The sequence below is a fragment of the Allocoprobacillus halotolerans genome (genome assembly GCF_024399475.1).
In the GTDB taxonomy this organism is placed as follows: domain Bacteria; phylum Bacillota_I; class Bacilli_A; order Erysipelotrichales; family Coprobacillaceae; genus Allocoprobacillus; species Allocoprobacillus halotolerans.
In genome coordinates, this window is the sequence record NZ_CP101620.1 from 172,485 (window position 1) to 188,652 (window position 16,168).

Genomic DNA, 16,168 nt, shown 5'->3' on the forward strand with positions numbered 1-16,168 from the left:
ATGAACGAACAGAAACAACATAAATGGTCTAAAGAAGAATTTGCAAAGATGATGAATGAAAAAAGACAATCATTATTCAACATGGCAAATGAACAGGTTGAAAAAGCTGTGGAAAGTGCAGATAACTTTTTAACTTATCTTAATCTGAAATCTCAGCTTGATTATACCGTCACTAACACATTACTTGTCATGGCACAAAATCCCAATGCAACACAGCTAAAGGACATCAGTCACTGGCGAGAAGATAATAAATATATTCGAAAAGGACAAAAAGGTATCCAAATATTAGAACCCGGAGAATATACTCGAAAAGATGGAAGTGCTGGAATCTCTTACAATCCAAAGTTTGTATTTGATATTTCTCAGCTGCAAGGTAAAAATAATCATATTCATTCTCCAGAATATAGCACAAAGGAAATACTAAGTGCCTTGATCTATAAAAAAGATATACTGCCAGAGGTCATCGAACAGGATACGAAGAGTTTTGAGCGAGTATATTTTGATCCTGAATCTCAAAAGATTCTTGTCAAAGATGGATTAGATCCCAAAGCAATGATTAATGGCATTATCAGAGAATACTGCATGATTGAATATATGGATATGGGTGCAACCAGAGAAGAAGTATCCTTTCAAGCTGAATGTTCAGCATATATGATTTCAAGAAGATATGGAATTGGTGATTATAACACTATGTTTGTTTCATCTTCAAATGAACATTTCTTTTCCATGAACCCTAAAGAAATCAAGCAGGAACTTGAAAACATCAGTCGTGTTACTGACAGCGTCTCTACAAATATCAAATATGGATTGTATGCTCAACAGGAACAGACAAAACAAAAAGAAGCAGGAGAGCATGAAAGATGAACAAGGAAGAACAGTATGCAATAAAAGTTACTGATATGGAACGAAGAATACTCATCAAGGCACTGACTCTTCTAAAAGAAAAGCAAATCAAGGAAGATAAGAATTACGATTTCATTGATGATCTTATCATTAAATCATGTGATGCAGCTCCTATAAGGAAAAAACGAGCCTATGAAGAACGATAGAACAACCGACTATATTCTCATAGGATTTTTTATTATTCCTGTCATCTGGCTAGCAGTCCTTATTGCACCTTACATGGACAAAGGTCTGATTGGTGCATTGCCTTATTTAAGCAATGCCATCAATCACCCTTTCTCTTTTCATTGGTGCAAGGATACATTCAAAACCATATTCACCTTTTTGCTGATTTATGTCATCGGAATTGGTATTTATTATTCAACTAGAAGAAACTATCGTAGACAGGAAGAATATGGTTCTGCAAAGTGGGCAAATCCCAAAACCATCAATAAAAAATATGGAGATAAGGATATGTCACAAAATAAAATACTTAGTCAAAATGTCTGCATCGGTTTGAATGAAAAAAACATAGAAGGAACCTCAATACCCTTGTCATCGGTGGATCAGGAGCTGGGAAAACACGTTTCTATGGTAAGCCCAATATCATGCAGTGCAACACATCCTATGTAATTCTTGATCCTAAAGGCGAGATACTTCGTGATACAGGAGCACTGCTTGAAAAGGAAGGATATATTATCAGAGTCATTGATCTCATCAATATGAATAGATCGCATGGATACAATCCATTTACCTATATCAAAGATGATAAAGATGTTCTTAAGCTGATAACAAATCTTATTAGAAATACAACTCCTAAGAATTCCCAATCGACTGACCCCTTTTGGGAAAAATCGGAAACTGCTCTTCTTGAGGCCTTATGTCTTTATCTGCTTAATGAAGCTCCTGAAGATGAACAGAATTTTTCTATGATCATGGAAATGATCGTTGCAGCTGATCCCAAGGAAGATGATGAAGATTATATGAGTCCTCTCGATTATTTATTCTATGATTTAGAAAAAGTTAAGCCAGAAAGTCTAGCTGTTAAACAGTATAAGATCTATAAACAAGCTGCTGGAAAAACTGCAAAGTCAATTCTTATTTCTGTTGGTGTACGACTAGCGGCTTTTAATTTGGAATCCATCATGTCATTGACGTGTCATGATGAACTGGAGCTTGAAAAGATGGGCGAAAGAAAAACAGCACTGTTTGCAGTCATTCCCGACAATGATTCAACATTCAATTTTCTTATCGGAATGTTATATACCCAGCTATTTCAAATGCTGTATTACAGTGCCGATATTCTCCATAATGGTGAACTTCCTGTCCCTGTGCATTTTGTTATGGATGAATTTGCCAATGTAGCTTTGCCAGATGAATTTGATAAACTACTTGCTACCATGCGTTCACGACAGATTTTTGTATCTATCATTATACAGAACTTAGCGCAGATAAAGGCTCTCTATAAAGATACATGGGAGTCAATCGTCGGAAACTGTGATGAACTCTATTATCTGGGTGGAAACGAACAGTCGACGCATAAGTTCATGAGTGAATATTTAGGTAAAGAAACACTGGATACAAACACCTATGGTAAATCAAGCGGAAAAAGTGGAAGCTACTCTACCAACTATCAGCAGGCTGGTCGTGAACTTCTAACAGCAGATGAAGTCCGTCTGCTCAACAATGATTATGCCCTTCTATTCATAAGAGGTGAACTGCCTATTATGGATAAAAAATACGATATTCTCAAGCATCCTAATGTCAAATATACCAAAGATGGAAGTGGTATTGCTTACTCCCATAACGAGATTAGTCATACCATTGATGACTGGCAAAATATCATGCTCAGTGATGAAGAATATGAACTCTTGAGTGAAGAAGACCTTGAAGAATATTTCAAGGAACAAGAAAAACAGTAAAGGAGATTTTATAAATGAAATTAAACAAAAAAACAAAGAAATTATTAATAATCTATGCAGTATTTGCACTTTTATTGAACTTCAATGTACTTTATGTGCATGCAGCAGGAGATCCAATTGCTGTAGTCAATAATCTAAGTGATTTTATCTTCAGTCTTATTCGTGCGATTGGGATGATTCTGCTTGGCTTTGGTGTTGTTCAGATTGGTCTTTCATTAAAAAGCCATGATCCCAGCCAAAGGGCTAATGGATTTTTGACTGTCGCAGGCGGAATCGTCATTACCTTTGCAAAAGAAATATTAAATCTGATTGTCGGTGGTTAAGCATTTTAATAATACAAAAAGTGAGGTGAAAACAAATGGGTGGAATCCTCGACAATCTCACTAATGCAATCAACACTTGGAATGAAAAGTTAGCTGAAATATGGCTGCTTCTCACCCAATCCCCGCAAAATTTCAAAGGTGGTGGCATATGGCAAGCCATAACAACAATCCATAATGCACTCATTGCAATTGGCTTGGCTCTTCTTGTCTTATTTTTTGTATTTGGCTTGGTTAAAACCTGTACAAGTTTTCAGGACATCAAAAGACCAGAACAGGCTGCAAAATTATTCATTCGTTTTGCCATAGCTCGTGGTCTTGTAGTATACGGCATGGAATTCATGTTAGCTATCTTTGACATAGTACAGGGAATTACAAGTACAATCATGACAACTGTAGGTGTTGGCACCGCAACTGAAACCGTACTGCCAGATACAATCATTACAGCAATCGAGGATGTAGGTTTTTTAGAAAGCATACCTTTATGGGCTGTAACCCTGCTAGGAAGTATATTTATCACTATACTGTCCTTCATTATGATATTAACAGTATACAGTCGTTTCTTTAAATTATATATGTATACAGCTGTCTCCCCTATTCCCTTGTCTGCAGCTGCTGGAGAATCTACACAAAGTGTATGTTACTCATTTTTGAGATCTTATGCCGGTGTCTGTCTAGAAGGCACTATCATCATACTGTCCTGTATCATATTTACAAAGTTTGCAGGAAGTCCACCAGTGATTGATCCAGAAGCAAGTGCTGTAAGCATGGTATGGAGCTATGTAGGTGAAATCATATTTAATATGCTCGTGCTTGTAGGCACTGTTAAGATGTCTGACCGTGTTGTAAAAGATATGATGGGACTGTAATCTAGAAAGTTGACAAGTTTACTGTAGAATTTAACTACTCATTATATAAAATCAAAATAATTATATTTTTTAACCAGTCTTTTTTACAAGGCTGGTTTTTCTATTGAAAGAAAGGAGCTAACAACAATGAAATCATTAAAAGATTACGAAAGTATCAAAGAATTTATCGAACTGCTGGAATATCAGGGAATGAATAACGAAAAAAGCAATTGGAATTCATTATCGATTATGTCGATACAACTGAAAAACAGCTGGATGCTGTACTTAATGAACTTCACAATGTAAGAATGGAATTAGGAACAATTCAACAAAAGACATTAAAAGCAACTGCACTTCGTGCTGTGGATAATGTGACTGATAAGGTCAATATTGCTAAAGATAATATCATCAAGACTAAAGAATTCATCAAAACCACTATTGAACATGGTATCAAAGAATTCAAATCAAAAGGAAAAGACGCTTTAGTTTCAACTATGAAAGCCTTAAATGTTAAAAGATTGCTACAAAAATGTCAGCATTGCTTTGACAAGATTCAACAATCTGCTGATAAATCAATAGATACACTCACACGATTAGGGAATGAGATTCATCAAGTCAATAATCATTTCAAGAATATCGGTCGTATCATTATTGGAAAAGATCCAATTGCACTCAAAAAAGGAATCATGATAAAGGAGTTATCAGTCTAACACAAAATGGACTTTTCAAGATCATGGAAAAAATGACTTATTTATCTGCAAAAACAAAAGAAAACATCAAGAAAATAGATAAGCAGGAACAGGAGTTAACATTAAGAACCCCATCAAAAAAGATTTCTGTAAAGAAAGCACTGAATGATATAAAGAAAACAAAAGTCAATAAAAAAGAAATCAATAAAACAGTTCAAAAGGAGAGATGATTTATTGAGATATTTAAACATTCTACTATTCATGATATTTTTTCATATGCTATACTATATATAAATCTTTTTTATTTCTGGAGGCTACATCATGTCAAGTAAAAATCATAAAATAGTTAATGGCAAACTTCTTCAAACTGATAAAAGATTCTCTCAGTTAAAGATGAAACAGAGAGAAAAAATCTATAAATGGATGTATGAAGAAACATTACATTACTATATGAATAAGCATAAAATGCCTTATGGTAAGCAATGCAGCATTGTTGTTGACGCCATCTATGATAGAATTATTGAAGCTGAAATCTGGATACCCTATAAAGAAATTCGATATCAGTATATCAAGAAAAAAACCAAACTAATCAATAAACTAACAAAAAAGATATATCAGACAAATAGTTCTGATACAGATCATATTTCTGATTCTATATAAAATCAATGCCAATAGATATTAGAAATTCTGCATGATTTTATGGAAATAAGCCATGTTATCAACAGTTGACAGATTTCCAATAATGGTTGGTTGAAGAAAATCTATATATCTGCAATACTAAATTCGCGATCGCAAATGAATTTAACTTAAAGGAGAATTAATATATGAATTTCAATGAAAAACTAATTAATTTGAGAAAATCTAAAGGCTTATCACAAGAAGAATTAGGTGCAGAACTGCATGTATCCCGTCAAACAATTTCCAAATGGGAATCGTGCCAATCATATCCAGACTTTCAACGCCTTGTGCTTCTTAGTGATTATTTTGGTTTGACACTAGATGAGCTAGTCAAGGATATTGATGTAGAAGAAGTAAGAAACAAGAATATCAATAACGAAAAACTATCATCAATATATGATGAAATGAACAGTGCCAAAAAATTTATCAGTGCGTTCTTTGTTTTTGGAGCAATGGTATTGATTTTCTTTGTTATTATCGTTCTGTATGGTGTATTTTTTGCAAAGTAATTACGTATAGTATTTGCTTTTTACAAGAGGTTGATTTCGATCAACCTCTTTTCTATATCCAAAAATATGAATAAGATTGATTAAATCTGGCAAGTACAATATAATTATTTACAAGAAAATTCAAAGAAGGAAGGAATGCTGATGAAAACTTTTATAAAAGTTATTAAGAAACTGTATTGGCTTGGATTATTAGGTTTTGTAGGCTCATTTCTTGATATTCCTTCACTAGAATTATTTTATCTATTCTTTTTGCTTGCATTAGTCGACTTTGTTTTATCAATTATTATTGTTCTTAGAATGGAAGATACTAATGAAACAGTAAGCGACATTAAATTTCTGTTTCAAAATCTAGGCATGCTGATCGGCATACCAATTATTTATTTACGAAATAGATTCCGCCTTCCTAATGCAAAAAGCTATGAACCAAAGATTTTATACAGCCTGCCATTTCAAGGCAGCTGGAATGTTGCAAACGGAGGAGTCGATAGAGAAACCTCGCATTCATGGAATATCTGCAATCAGAGATACGCCTATGATTTTTATATCGAAATAAACGGTAAAACTTTCTGTGATAGCGGAAAGTCTGTAACAGATTACTACTGCTATGGAAAACCCATTTTAGCCCCTGCTGATGGAATAGTTGTTGAAATCAAGAATCTTTTCAATGATACACCTATCCCCGATGAACCAGAAGCACTCTGCAGTGCCTCGGACATACGAGGAAATTATATCGTTATTAAACATTCAGAACATGAATACAGTACAATAGCTCATATTAAAAAAGATAGCTTCTATGTCAAAGTAGGTGACCACGTTCATAGAGGACAACAGATAGCCTGTTGTGGTAATAGTGGAAATACAAGTGAACCACATATACATTTTCAGATACAGCAAGGAAAGAGTTTTCTTTTATCAGCAAGCTTACCCATATGTTTTGCTGACATTATAAACCATACCACATGTAAAACGAGTCCATATATAGCAAGAGGTCATATAGTAGAAAATAAAAAATAGTGAGGTAGTTAGTTTTTATGATTAACTGCCTTTTTAATTTCAATGAATGGAGGAATATAGATGAATGATATTTTTTCAGATATGCAGTCTAGAATAAATGTTTCATATATCTCAGACCTGCCCTATCATAAACATCGTGTTCTTTTAGAAATGAAAAAGATGAATCTTAGTATCTATTCAGATAAGCAACTTGAAGATTTTTCTTATTACGTATTCAAAATTCAATTTAAACAGTTAAAAGAATTATTGAAGAAAGGAATGATTGAATGGAAATAAAAGTAAACAAAGAAATAAGAAACTATACAGAAAGCATTGCCTTCGGACTCAACCTTAGACAATGCTTTTTTCTGTATTAGCCTGTATCGTTGCAGTAGCAATCTACTTTCTATTTATAGATCATCTAGGAATGGAAATGACAAGCTGGTGCTGTATGCTGGGGGCTGCCCCATTTGCTGCTTTAGGATTCATTAACTATCAGGGAATGAATGCTGAACAGATTTTCATGACCAGCATTCGCTCACTGATTTTACAATACACAAATCTTATTGATCAGCCATATAATCTCTATTACGAAATCATGAAAGACTATATTGATAGAAAACAAAAGGAAGGTGTGAAAAAGAATGTTAAAAAGCTACGCAAAAATAAGAAAACAGAATAAAGAGAAAATTCATGTTCCAAGAACTGCACAACAGACAATTCCTATTGATACTGTCTATGAAGATGGTATCTTTCGCATGGGAACACGTTATTCAAAGACATATCGTTTTGTTGATATCAACTATTCGATTGCATCAGAAGAAAGCAAGGAAAATATCATCAAGAACTATAAAGATATTCTAAACTCATTTGATTCTACGGTTACAGTTAAGATTACAATCAATAACCATAAAATTGATCTTGCCCAGTTCAAGGATGATGTATTATTAAAGCTCAAAAACGATGAAAGATATGACCAATTTATAAGAGAATATAACCAGATGCTTCTAGAAAATATGGCAAGATGTGAAAACATCATACAGGAAAAATACATTACAGTTACCTGCTATAAAAAAGATGTAACGGATGCCAGAATATTCTTTTCAAGACTGTTCAATGATCTTTCTTCTCATTTTTCACGTTTAGGTTCAGCATTGATTGAACTGAACCTGAATGAAAGATTAAAGATACTTCATGATTTTTATAGAAATGGTGAAGAAGAATATTTTGATTTTGACTTATCATACAACGCAAAAAATGGTCGCTCATTCAAGGATGACATCTGTCCAAGAGCACCTGTATTTAAAAATAAGTATTTCCAATTAGGTGATAAATATGGTCGAGTATTATACATTTCCAAATATCCACAATTCTTAAAGGACAAAATCGTTGCTGACTTATGTTCTATCAATAAGAATCTCATGTATTCAATGGACATCATCTCCATACCAACAGATGAAGCAGTGACAGAAACAGAAAACAGATTACTGGGCATTGCAACCAATATTGCTAATTATTCTCGTAAACAGGCTGCAAATAATAACTTTGCAGGAAGTATCCCCTACGATATGGAAAAGCAGCAGGAGGAAATCAAGGAATTTTTAGATGATTTAACCGTAAGAGATGAAAAAATGATGCTAGTTAATATCACTATCGTTCATTTAGCAGATTCATTAGAGGAACTAGATGCTGATACTGAAGTCTTGAAATCTATAGCTCGTTCCAATGTCTGTGAATTAACTCCCCTATTCTTTGCAAGTAGACAATTGGATGGACTTGTCTCAACGCTTCCTATTGGTATCAATCGTCTTGATACGATGGTTCGTACTTTATTGACTGAAAGCGTTGCTGCCTTTATGCCTTTTCGAGCACAGGAAATCATGGAAAAAGGTGGTATCTGGTATGGAAATAATGCAATCACTAACAATATGATCATCTGCAATAAGGAAAATCTTAAAAATCCTAATGCTTTTGTCCTTGGTGTACCGGGTGCTGGTAAATCATTTCTTGTTAAACAGGAGATTGAATTGGCTATGGCTTCCAGTGATGATGATATACTTATCTGCGATCCGGAAGGAGAATATGATATTATCATGCAGAAATTTGGTGGTGAAATCATAGAAATCTATGCCGGTGGCAAGGATTATATCAACGCTATGGATATAACACTTGGTTATGGTGACTCTGGAGATCCATATAAGGATAAGGCTCAATTTATTCTGTCATTGATTGAAAGTGCCAATAGAGGTACTGTTTCATTAGAAGAACGAAGCATTCTGGATAGATGTATCAATATCGTTTATCAGAATTATGAACAAACCGGTATCATGCCAACCTTAAAGACATTAAGAGAAATGCTCATTCAACAGCCAGAACCACAGGCAAAATCTTTAGCATTGAAGATGGAATTGTTTACAATCGGTTCTATGGATTTGTTTGCACATCATACAAATGTCAATACGAAAAGTCGTGTCATTTCCTACAACATTCATAAGCTGGATAAGAACATGAAAACAATGGGACTTCTTGTCATCACCGATCAGATCATCAACAGAGTCAATGAAAACTGGAAAAATGGAAAAAGAACACATATCTTCCTAGATGAATTTCATGTTGTCTACAGCAATCCTGAAAGTGCAACCTTTTTCAACTCTGCATGGCGTCAGTTCCGTAAAAGAGATGCATTCCCAACAGGAATCACGCAAAACGTAGAATATCTGTTGAAAGACGAAGAAGCACGTTCAATTCTATCCAATACTGAATTTATCGTCATGCTGAATCAGGCAGCCAAAGATAGAGAACAGCTTGCTAAATTATTAAAAATAAGTGATGAACAGATGAGTTTCATTACCAATTCTCAACCGGGTTCAGGACTTATCAAACATGGTCCAAATCTAGTTCCATTTATTAACAAAATACCAAAGCATACATTTATGTATCAGACCAATACAACTAATCCAAATGATAGAAAAGAAAAACTTATTCAACAGGGACTACTTACAAGGTAGTCCTTTCATTTTTATAGAAAGGAGTTGATAGCATCATGAATGAAATCAAGAAAAAAACAAAAAACAGGGAAATTAAAAGCAAAGACAAGATTGTAGATGTAAGAAAGCATATTAAAAATATTGCCATACATTCAAAAGATAACAGCAACGCTGATGAAAAGGAAACACAGAACACATATGCTGTTGATCATGTATCTAAAAAAGGTAAAAAAGCTATAAATAATGTCAAAGAACAATCAATAAAGAATGCCAAAAAACAATATACCAAAAGAAAAGAAAATAAGATTATTGAAAGACAAATTCAAAATGTCTATACCCCTACCCCACCATCTTCTTCTCAACATAAATCAGATAAAACAGTATCTGAAAACAATTCTCTTAATAAAAGAAAAACTGTTCAAAAAGATTTAAAAATAAAAAAAGATTCAAAATCCCTGCCAATTAAAAATAAAAATATTGTTATCAAAAAAGAAACAGCTAATCAAAAGACTTATCAACATAAGATAAAAAGTTTTGTTAAATTAAAAAATTATAAACAGATAAAAGATTCTTCAAAGAATAGCAATCGTATCAAAAAAGGCACTCAATCAGCTATGAAAACCCTAAAAGGTTCTCTTATATTCATCAAAAGAACAGCACTCAGTGTTTCTAATCTAGTAGGTGCTGGAATATCTCTCATATTGTTGCTTGTACTTCTTCTTTTTATCGGTGTTTTTGCAGCCTTATCTGACAATTCATCTGTTAGCTCTACAAATGCCCCACTAAGTGTAGAGGTATTGGCTTACACTGATACAATAGAAAAATATGCAAAACAATATGAAATGGAAGATTATATTCCAATCATACAGGCAGTCATGATGCAGGAATCTGGTGGAAAAGGAACCGATCCTATGCAAAGTTCAGAATGTCCCTACAATACAAAGTATCCAAATAAGCCTAATGCCATACAGGAACCAGAGTACTCCATTGATGTAGGTATACACTATCTGTCAGACTGCTTTAAATCAGCTCAGGTCAAGGACAGCTTTGATAATGAACATATCTTTTTAGCCTTACAGGGATACAACTATGGTAATGGGTATATAGATTGGGCAGTTAAAAATTTTGGAGGATATTCCAAAGCCAACGCAAAAGTATTCTCAGATCAAAAGAAAGCAGAACTAGGTACTGACGTCTATGGTGATCCAAATTATGTTGAACATGTCATGCGATATGTTTCTCTTGGATTCGGCAATTATAGAGAGCAGCCTAATTTTGATAATATGGATGCATGGGGTACTAATAACCCATATTCGAGAGCAAATCTTTATGGCCAATGCACTTGGTTTGCTTGGGGACGTTTCTATGAAATCTATGGATATTCTCCCGGATTTATTGGTGATGGTTGGAAATGTGTTGATCAGTTGTTACAGGCACATCCAGACAAGTTTATCAAATCCAATGAACCAGCAGTCGGTGCAGTATTCTCCTGTATTGGAAGAAATCATGTAGGAATAGTTATTGGTTGGGATGGAGAAAATATAACAATTCAAGAAGGAAATCTCGATGGGTTAACTAACACATTTGCAGAAGCAAAAAAAGACTGGCATACAGCAACTTATTCATTAGATCAGTTTCGTACTAAATGCAAAGGTGTTGTATTTGCAGTGCCCAAATAATTAATATAAATAAAATAAAAAACAATCAAAAAATCAACTAAATAAAATTTTACAACCCTTAAAATTGACTAATAAATCTACTGTAGTATAAATTCCATCATTGTATTTATTCTTTTACATTTAATTACTATTAACTTCTAACCAGTTATAAAAAACAACCAGCTTAATTATCACTTAAAATAGTCATTAATCATGCTTGAATTTATAAAAGGGCATTCAAAACATGTCCTTTTATTATTTTTTTATAAACATTATATACTTAAAAACTTTAAAAAATCGCAAAAGATAATTTATGACAATAATGTTCATAATATTACATTATCACTTAAAAATCGACAAAACAAAATGTGATTCTATCGTCAAAATTTCAGTAAATTTTCATATTATAGATAAGTTTGTAGAATTCATATTTACTCTCTCTATAATGATTACCCATAGGAAATAAACTATCGTAATTTGTAAACAAACCACACTATAAAAGGCACAATTGTGCTTAAAAATACATATATTATCTTATTTGTAAAACGTTTTACAAATTACTAAAAGAAGGGTAAGTGATAGAATGTTTTATTCTCGTGAAGAAATTGAACTTACTCTAAATTTATACTCTATTGCAAAAGTACATTTGAACGATTTGGAAAGGAAACAACTGATCAATGGTGAAAGTAATGCTACAAACTTTGAAAAGAATTGCTATCATTATTATTCATATATTATCAATATTGTTCATACTTGGATAAATACCTTATTGCCTGATGAAGCAGAAATTATTCAAAAAAGAATTATCGATAAGAACACCTTTGATTTTATTGCGATTCAGCTTGGTTATGCCAATCATAGCTCTGTTATTAGAAAATATAAAAATATTCTCAATAAGTTGAGCTTACAAGAGGTTCAGGAATGTTAAAGGTATCAGAATATATGCAATGGTTATATTCAATTATTTTAACAATCGTGACATCCCTTTTGGAGAACACTGGATTCTATTTTTACTGTATCTTTTATTGAATATTATTGATACATTAACTGGATTTGCAAAAGCTAGAATTAATAATCAGGAAAGTTCATCCGTAGCATTGATAGGAATTATTAGGAAAATGGGATATTGGATAATGATATTGATTGCCTTCTTAATTCCTGTGGGATTTCAAGAATTAGGAAAAATCATTAGTGTAGATTTATCTGTAACAATTTTTCTTGGCTGGTTTGTTCTTGCTTCTCTAATCATCAATGAATGTAGAAGTATCCTTGAAAATCTGGTAGATGCTGGATGTAAAGTTCCTCAAATACTTATTAAAGGTTTAGAAACAGCTTCTAAAAATATAGAAAGTATAGGTGAAGAAAATGAGTAAATATATTATTGATATTTCTTATCATAATGGAGTAGTGGATTTAGGCAAGGCAAAAAAATATATTGCAGGAGTTGTTGCGAGATGTTCCTATGGATGGAGTTCATCGAATATTGATAAACAGTGGGACAACAATGCAAAACAAGCTAATGAATTGAATATTCCACTATTTGCCTATCATTTCTGCTATGCAAGAAATGAAGAAGAAGCAAAAAAGAAGCTAAATTAGCACTAAAAGCATGTCAAAATTATCAAGTAAATGTTATCTACTATGATCTTGAATATTCAGATTATCAAGGCAATCTAAGCAATGACATGTATTATAAAATAGCCAAAGCATTTTGTGATGCCATTGAAGATTCAGGTCATTCAGTTGGTATTTATGCCAACCAAAATTGGTTTAAAACCAAGCTCACAAATGATGGATTTTCAGCTTGGACTTTATGGTTAGCAAACTATGGAAACAATAATGGATATAACAACTGGAATAATGAATTACAGTATAATCCTTTCAATCATGTTTTATTGCATCAGTTTACTTCTAATGCTAAAAATGGTGTACTCAAAAATATCGAAGGAATTAGTTCAAGTAATCTTGATTGCAGTTATGATCATGGACTGATAAGTATATTCGTCAAAGATAGCCAAATCAGTGAAAACAAATCATTTCATGTTGGTGATAAAGTAAAAGTAAAAGCAAATTCAAAATGGTACGATGGACAATCAATTGCAAGTTTTGTATTCAATAACGAATACGAAATCATTCAAATCGATGGGGATAGAGTAGTAATTGGAGTAAATGGAAAAGTCACTGGTGCTATATCATCAAGTAATTTATATTAATGGAAATTTAAAAAAGCACAATTGTGCTTTCAGGTAGATGTATTATTTAAATGTAGAAAACATACCGGTATAAATTCTACAAAATAAAAAAACAGGAGGAAAAGAAAAATGGCAGATGCTAACATTTTAAAAGCACAAAAATATTTAAACAATATGTATGGACATAGAAGTGAATGGGTTAAATTGGATGAAGATGGATTAACAGGGACCCTTCTATGTCAAGGGATTATCAGAGCATTCCAAATTGAAAATGGTATTCCTTCAGTAACTGGAAATGTCGGAGATTTAACATTATCTAAAATGAGATCGTTAGATCCTATTTCTAAGATGAATGCTGATGATGAGGGTATTCCAAATGTATGTATTTTACAATGTGCATTGTTTGCAAAAGGATATAATGCAGGAGGAATTACTGGAGTTTATTATACAACAGGTGTAAATGCAGTAAAACAATTCCAAGAAGATGCAAACCTTGAAGTAACTGGAATTATCGATTGGAAAGTATGGATGGGGCTTGTTTCATTAAACTGGTTTAATAAAACTAGTGGTGGAAAAGATAAAATCGTTCAAATTCAGCAACAGTTAAATGCTGACTGGTCAGATATTATTGGTGTTGGTCCTTGTGACGGAGTCGTTTCACGATTTACTGCTTATGCGCTTATTGCTGCACTACAAGCTGCTGAGGGAATTTATACAGATTTTATTGGTAGTTTAGATGGGACTAATTTTGGAACTCAGACAACAGCTAACTTCCCTACTGTATTAAAACAAGGGCAAAATGGAGAATATGTTAAATATAACAAATTAGTTCAATATGGATTATACTTAAATGGCTATGATCCCGGGAGATTTGATGGAAATTTTGACAGTACTACAAAATCACAAGTAGCTGCATTCCAAGAATTCTACGCATTAACTGGTATTGGATTAGTTACTTCAGGAGAAGTAAACTGTTCAACAATGAAATCACTTTTAACAAGTAAAGGTGATACAAGCAGAACTGCAAAAGCGTGTGATTGCTCAACTGTATTAAATAGTCAGCAAGCTCAAGATTTAAAGTCATCTGGATATCAAGTTGTTGGAAGATATTTAACTGGAACTGTTGGAGGATCAAGAAGAAAATTCATTACTTTTGAAGAAATTGAAAACATTGAAAATGCAGGTTTAAGAGTATTCCCTATCTATCAAGATGGTGGTTATGAATTAGTATACTTCCAAGATTTAAGACAGGGAACTGTTGATGCACATACTGCAATTTCATCAGCGGAAAGAATTGGAGTCCCAGCTAATACTGTTATCTATTTTGCAGTTGATTTTGATTGCTATAGTTATCAGATGACATCATTTGTTATTCCATATTTCAGAAAATTGAATTTAGTATTCAATAGTTCAAAAAACACCAAAAATTATAAAATTGGTATTTATGCGCCTAGATACATCTGTTCTTACATCAGTGATTTAGGGTTAGCTGAATATTCATTTGTTGCAGACATGTCTAGTGGATATAGTTGCAACTTAGGTTATCCTATTCCAAAAAACTGGGCTTTTGATCAATTTTATGAATTGAAAGGAAGCGAACAATTCAATTCTAGTCCTTCATTTGACTTAGATAAGGTTGGATATTCTGGAAGAGATCGAGGTATCTCAACATTTGATGAAGCGACTTATTTAACACCTGATCAATTAGCAGAATCCAATTCTGAAAATATGGTTGAAATTCAAAGAGATCAATTTATCTATAATGTGCTTGAGCCGTTGGGATATTTAGATGCAGTTAGTAATGCAAGTTTAACTTATAACCAAGAAATTTTATTAGATACTATTCCATTAAGTGGTCTAACTGTCAAAGTAACTGCAGAGATATCAGATACACTTACAGCTAATTTCGATGGTAGTCCAATTACAATTGATGTAGATGATAATGGAAAATTAACTGCATCATGCGAAGCAGAAATTGAAGGGTTAATTAGTGGTATAGAATTAGGTGATTTTGAAGGTATTGACATCATTAATTCTACAATTGACGATTTAAAAGAAGTGGCAGTATCAATTAAATCAGGAAAAATAGGGATAAAAACCGATTTAACTTCAGCGTTCCCAAAATTAACTTTTATCATTACATCAGAAGATATTTTCCCTGATTTGGAGGAAATAGATGAAGAAATCACTGTAGAAATTAGTTTCGAACTTATTCCAACTTATGAACCAGAATATAATTTTGAAATTAATGTTGAAGAATTGCTTGCTTTTGGATTAACAGCTGCGACAATTATTGGACTAATAGCATTATCTCTTACACCTGGAGGACAAGCTTTAGTTGTACAATATTTAGTAACAATCGGTGTCTTGAGTCAAGCAGCAGTAAGTGGAGCATAAATTTATAGCTTAGTATTTCAAAAAAATTAGTATCATACAGAAACATTGATATAAATAAAAAAATATATCCTCATGAATATGGTCATCTTTAGC

The 16,168-nt window shown here is 32.9% G+C and carries 18 protein-coding genes and 1 pseudogene; all 19 read left to right on the forward strand.

The genetic code is table 11. The features are described from left to right. Window positions 1-864: a hypothetical protein gene (locus NMU03_RS01090; RefSeq protein ID WP_290140547.1), complete on the forward strand. Its 864-nt coding sequence runs from the start codon at window positions 1-3 to the stop codon at window positions 862-864. Continuing rightward, window positions 861-1,049, forward strand: a complete 189-nt coding sequence (locus tag NMU03_RS01095) for a hypothetical protein (RefSeq protein WP_290140549.1) — start codon at window positions 861-863, stop codon at window positions 1,047-1,049. Before NMU03_RS01090 ends, NMU03_RS01095 begins: the two co-directional genes overlap by 4 nt. Next, a pseudogene (locus tag NMU03_RS01100) lies at window positions 1,036-2,804 on the forward strand (VirD4-like conjugal transfer protein, CD1115 family). The gene NMU03_RS01095 and the pseudogene NMU03_RS01100 overlap by 14 nt, the downstream one beginning before the upstream one ends. Window positions 2,805-2,818: 14 nt before the next feature. After that, window positions 2,819-3,127, forward strand: a complete 309-nt coding sequence (locus tag NMU03_RS01105; protein ID WP_290140551.1) for a glutamyl-tRNA amidotransferase — start codon at window positions 2,819-2,821, stop codon at window positions 3,125-3,127. A 35-nt stretch (window positions 3,128-3,162) separates the two neighbouring features. Continuing rightward, window positions 3,163-3,993, forward strand: coding sequence for a VirB6/TrbL-like conjugal transfer protein, CD1112 family (locus tag NMU03_RS01110; protein WP_278630780.1), 831 nt, complete (start codon window positions 3,163-3,165; stop codon window positions 3,991-3,993). A gap of 209 nt (window positions 3,994-4,202) precedes the next feature. Then, window positions 4,203-4,682, forward strand: coding sequence for a DUF6674 family protein (locus NMU03_RS01115; protein WP_290140553.1), 480 nt, complete (start codon window positions 4,203-4,205; stop codon window positions 4,680-4,682). Window positions 4,683-4,705: 23 nt separating this feature from the next. Further along, window positions 4,706-4,891, forward strand: coding sequence for a hypothetical protein (locus NMU03_RS01120; RefSeq protein WP_290140555.1), 186 nt, complete (start codon window positions 4,706-4,708; stop codon window positions 4,889-4,891). 91 nt (window positions 4,892-4,982) lie between these two features. After that, window positions 4,983-5,321, forward strand: coding sequence for a hypothetical protein (locus NMU03_RS01125; protein ID WP_290140557.1), 339 nt, complete (start codon window positions 4,983-4,985; stop codon window positions 5,319-5,321). A 164-nt stretch (window positions 5,322-5,485) separates the two neighbouring features. Further along, window positions 5,486-5,848 (forward strand): helix-turn-helix domain-containing protein, encoded by a 363-nt coding sequence (locus NMU03_RS01130; protein WP_290140559.1) that lies wholly within the window; start codon window positions 5,486-5,488, stop codon window positions 5,846-5,848. Between the two features lie 141 nt (window positions 5,849-5,989). Beyond that, window positions 5,990-6,862, forward strand: coding sequence for a M23 family metallopeptidase (locus tag NMU03_RS01135; RefSeq protein ID WP_290140561.1), 873 nt, complete (start codon window positions 5,990-5,992; stop codon window positions 6,860-6,862). Between the two features lie 60 nt (window positions 6,863-6,922). Then, complete coding sequence (locus tag NMU03_RS01140) at window positions 6,923-7,138, forward strand: hypothetical protein (RefSeq protein WP_290140563.1); 216 nt, start codon at window positions 6,923-6,925, stop codon at window positions 7,136-7,138. 61 nt (window positions 7,139-7,199) lie between these two features. After that, window positions 7,200-7,523, forward strand: a complete 324-nt coding sequence (locus NMU03_RS01145; protein WP_494337162.1) for a PrgI family protein — start codon at window positions 7,200-7,202, stop codon at window positions 7,521-7,523. Next, window positions 7,486-9,849: a VirB4-like conjugal transfer ATPase, CD1110 family gene (locus tag NMU03_RS01150; protein WP_290140565.1), complete on the forward strand. Its 2,364-nt coding sequence runs from the start codon at window positions 7,486-7,488 to the stop codon at window positions 9,847-9,849. Before NMU03_RS01145 ends, NMU03_RS01150 begins: the two co-directional genes overlap by 38 nt. A gap of 35 nt (window positions 9,850-9,884) precedes the next feature. Next, on the forward strand, window positions 9,885-11,507 hold the full coding sequence (locus NMU03_RS01155; RefSeq protein ID WP_290140567.1) for a lysozyme family protein: 1,623 nt from the start codon (window positions 9,885-9,887) through the stop codon (window positions 11,505-11,507). A 562-nt stretch (window positions 11,508-12,069) separates the two neighbouring features. Then, window positions 12,070-12,414, forward strand: a complete 345-nt coding sequence (locus NMU03_RS01160) for a hypothetical protein (protein ID WP_290140569.1) — start codon at window positions 12,070-12,072, stop codon at window positions 12,412-12,414. A 19-nt stretch (window positions 12,415-12,433) separates the two neighbouring features. Beyond that, on the forward strand, window positions 12,434-12,859 hold the full coding sequence (locus NMU03_RS01165) for a phage holin family protein (RefSeq protein WP_290140571.1): 426 nt from the start codon (window positions 12,434-12,436) through the stop codon (window positions 12,857-12,859). Next, window positions 12,852-13,085, forward strand: a complete 234-nt coding sequence (locus tag NMU03_RS01170) for a glycoside hydrolase family 25 domain-containing protein (protein WP_290140573.1) — start codon at window positions 12,852-12,854, stop codon at window positions 13,083-13,085. The genes NMU03_RS01165 and NMU03_RS01170 overlap by 8 nt, the downstream gene beginning before the upstream one ends. Before the next feature lie 86 nt (window positions 13,086-13,171). Continuing rightward, window positions 13,172-13,699, forward strand: coding sequence for a glycoside hydrolase family 25 domain-containing protein (locus NMU03_RS01175; protein ID WP_290140574.1), 528 nt, complete (start codon window positions 13,172-13,174; stop codon window positions 13,697-13,699). A 108-nt stretch (window positions 13,700-13,807) separates the two neighbouring features. Next, complete coding sequence (locus tag NMU03_RS01180) at window positions 13,808-16,075, forward strand: glycoside hydrolase domain-containing protein (protein WP_290140575.1); 2,268 nt, start codon at window positions 13,808-13,810, stop codon at window positions 16,073-16,075. Window positions 16,076-16,168 lie beyond the last annotated feature (93 nt).

Excerpts from the sequence above, each read along its gene's own strand:
- NMU03_RS01090 (WP_290140547.1), top strand. The coding sequence starts at position 1 with ATGAACGAACAGAAACAACATAAATGGTCTAAAGAAGAATTTGCAAAG.
- NMU03_RS01095 (WP_290140549.1), top strand. The coding sequence starts at position 861 with ATGAACAAGGAAGAACAGTATGCAATAAAAGTTACTGATATGGAACGA.
- NMU03_RS01105 (WP_290140551.1), top strand. The coding sequence starts at position 2,819 with ATGAAATTAAACAAAAAAACAAAGAAATTATTAATAATCTATGCAGTA.
- NMU03_RS01110 (WP_278630780.1), top strand. The coding sequence starts at position 3,163 with ATGGGTGGAATCCTCGACAATCTCACTAATGCAATCAACACTTGGAAT.
- NMU03_RS01120 (WP_290140555.1), top strand. The coding sequence starts at position 4,706 with ATGGAAAAAATGACTTATTTATCTGCAAAAACAAAAGAAAACATCAAG.
- NMU03_RS01125 (WP_290140557.1), top strand. The coding sequence starts at position 4,983 with ATGTCAAGTAAAAATCATAAAATAGTTAATGGCAAACTTCTTCAAACT.
- NMU03_RS01130 (WP_290140559.1), top strand. The coding sequence starts at position 5,486 with ATGAATTTCAATGAAAAACTAATTAATTTGAGAAAATCTAAAGGCTTA.
- NMU03_RS01135 (WP_290140561.1), top strand. The coding sequence starts at position 5,990 with ATGAAAACTTTTATAAAAGTTATTAAGAAACTGTATTGGCTTGGATTA.
- NMU03_RS01140 (WP_290140563.1), top strand. The coding sequence starts at position 6,923 with ATGAATGATATTTTTTCAGATATGCAGTCTAGAATAAATGTTTCATAT.
- NMU03_RS01145 (WP_494337162.1), top strand. The coding sequence starts at position 7,200 with ATGCTTTTTTCTGTATTAGCCTGTATCGTTGCAGTAGCAATCTACTTT.
- NMU03_RS01150 (WP_290140565.1), top strand. The coding sequence starts at position 7,486 with ATGTTAAAAAGCTACGCAAAAATAAGAAAACAGAATAAAGAGAAAATT.
- NMU03_RS01155 (WP_290140567.1), top strand. The coding sequence starts at position 9,885 with ATGAATGAAATCAAGAAAAAAACAAAAAACAGGGAAATTAAAAGCAAA.
- NMU03_RS01160 (WP_290140569.1), top strand. The coding sequence starts at position 12,070 with ATGTTTTATTCTCGTGAAGAAATTGAACTTACTCTAAATTTATACTCT.
- NMU03_RS01165 (WP_290140571.1), top strand. The coding sequence starts at position 12,434 with ATGGTTATATTCAATTATTTTAACAATCGTGACATCCCTTTTGGAGAA.
- NMU03_RS01170 (WP_290140573.1), top strand. The coding sequence starts at position 12,852 with ATGAGTAAATATATTATTGATATTTCTTATCATAATGGAGTAGTGGAT.
- NMU03_RS01175 (WP_290140574.1), top strand. The coding sequence starts at position 13,172 with ATGTATTATAAAATAGCCAAAGCATTTTGTGATGCCATTGAAGATTCA.
- NMU03_RS01180 (WP_290140575.1), top strand. The coding sequence starts at position 13,808 with ATGGCAGATGCTAACATTTTAAAAGCACAAAAATATTTAAACAATATG.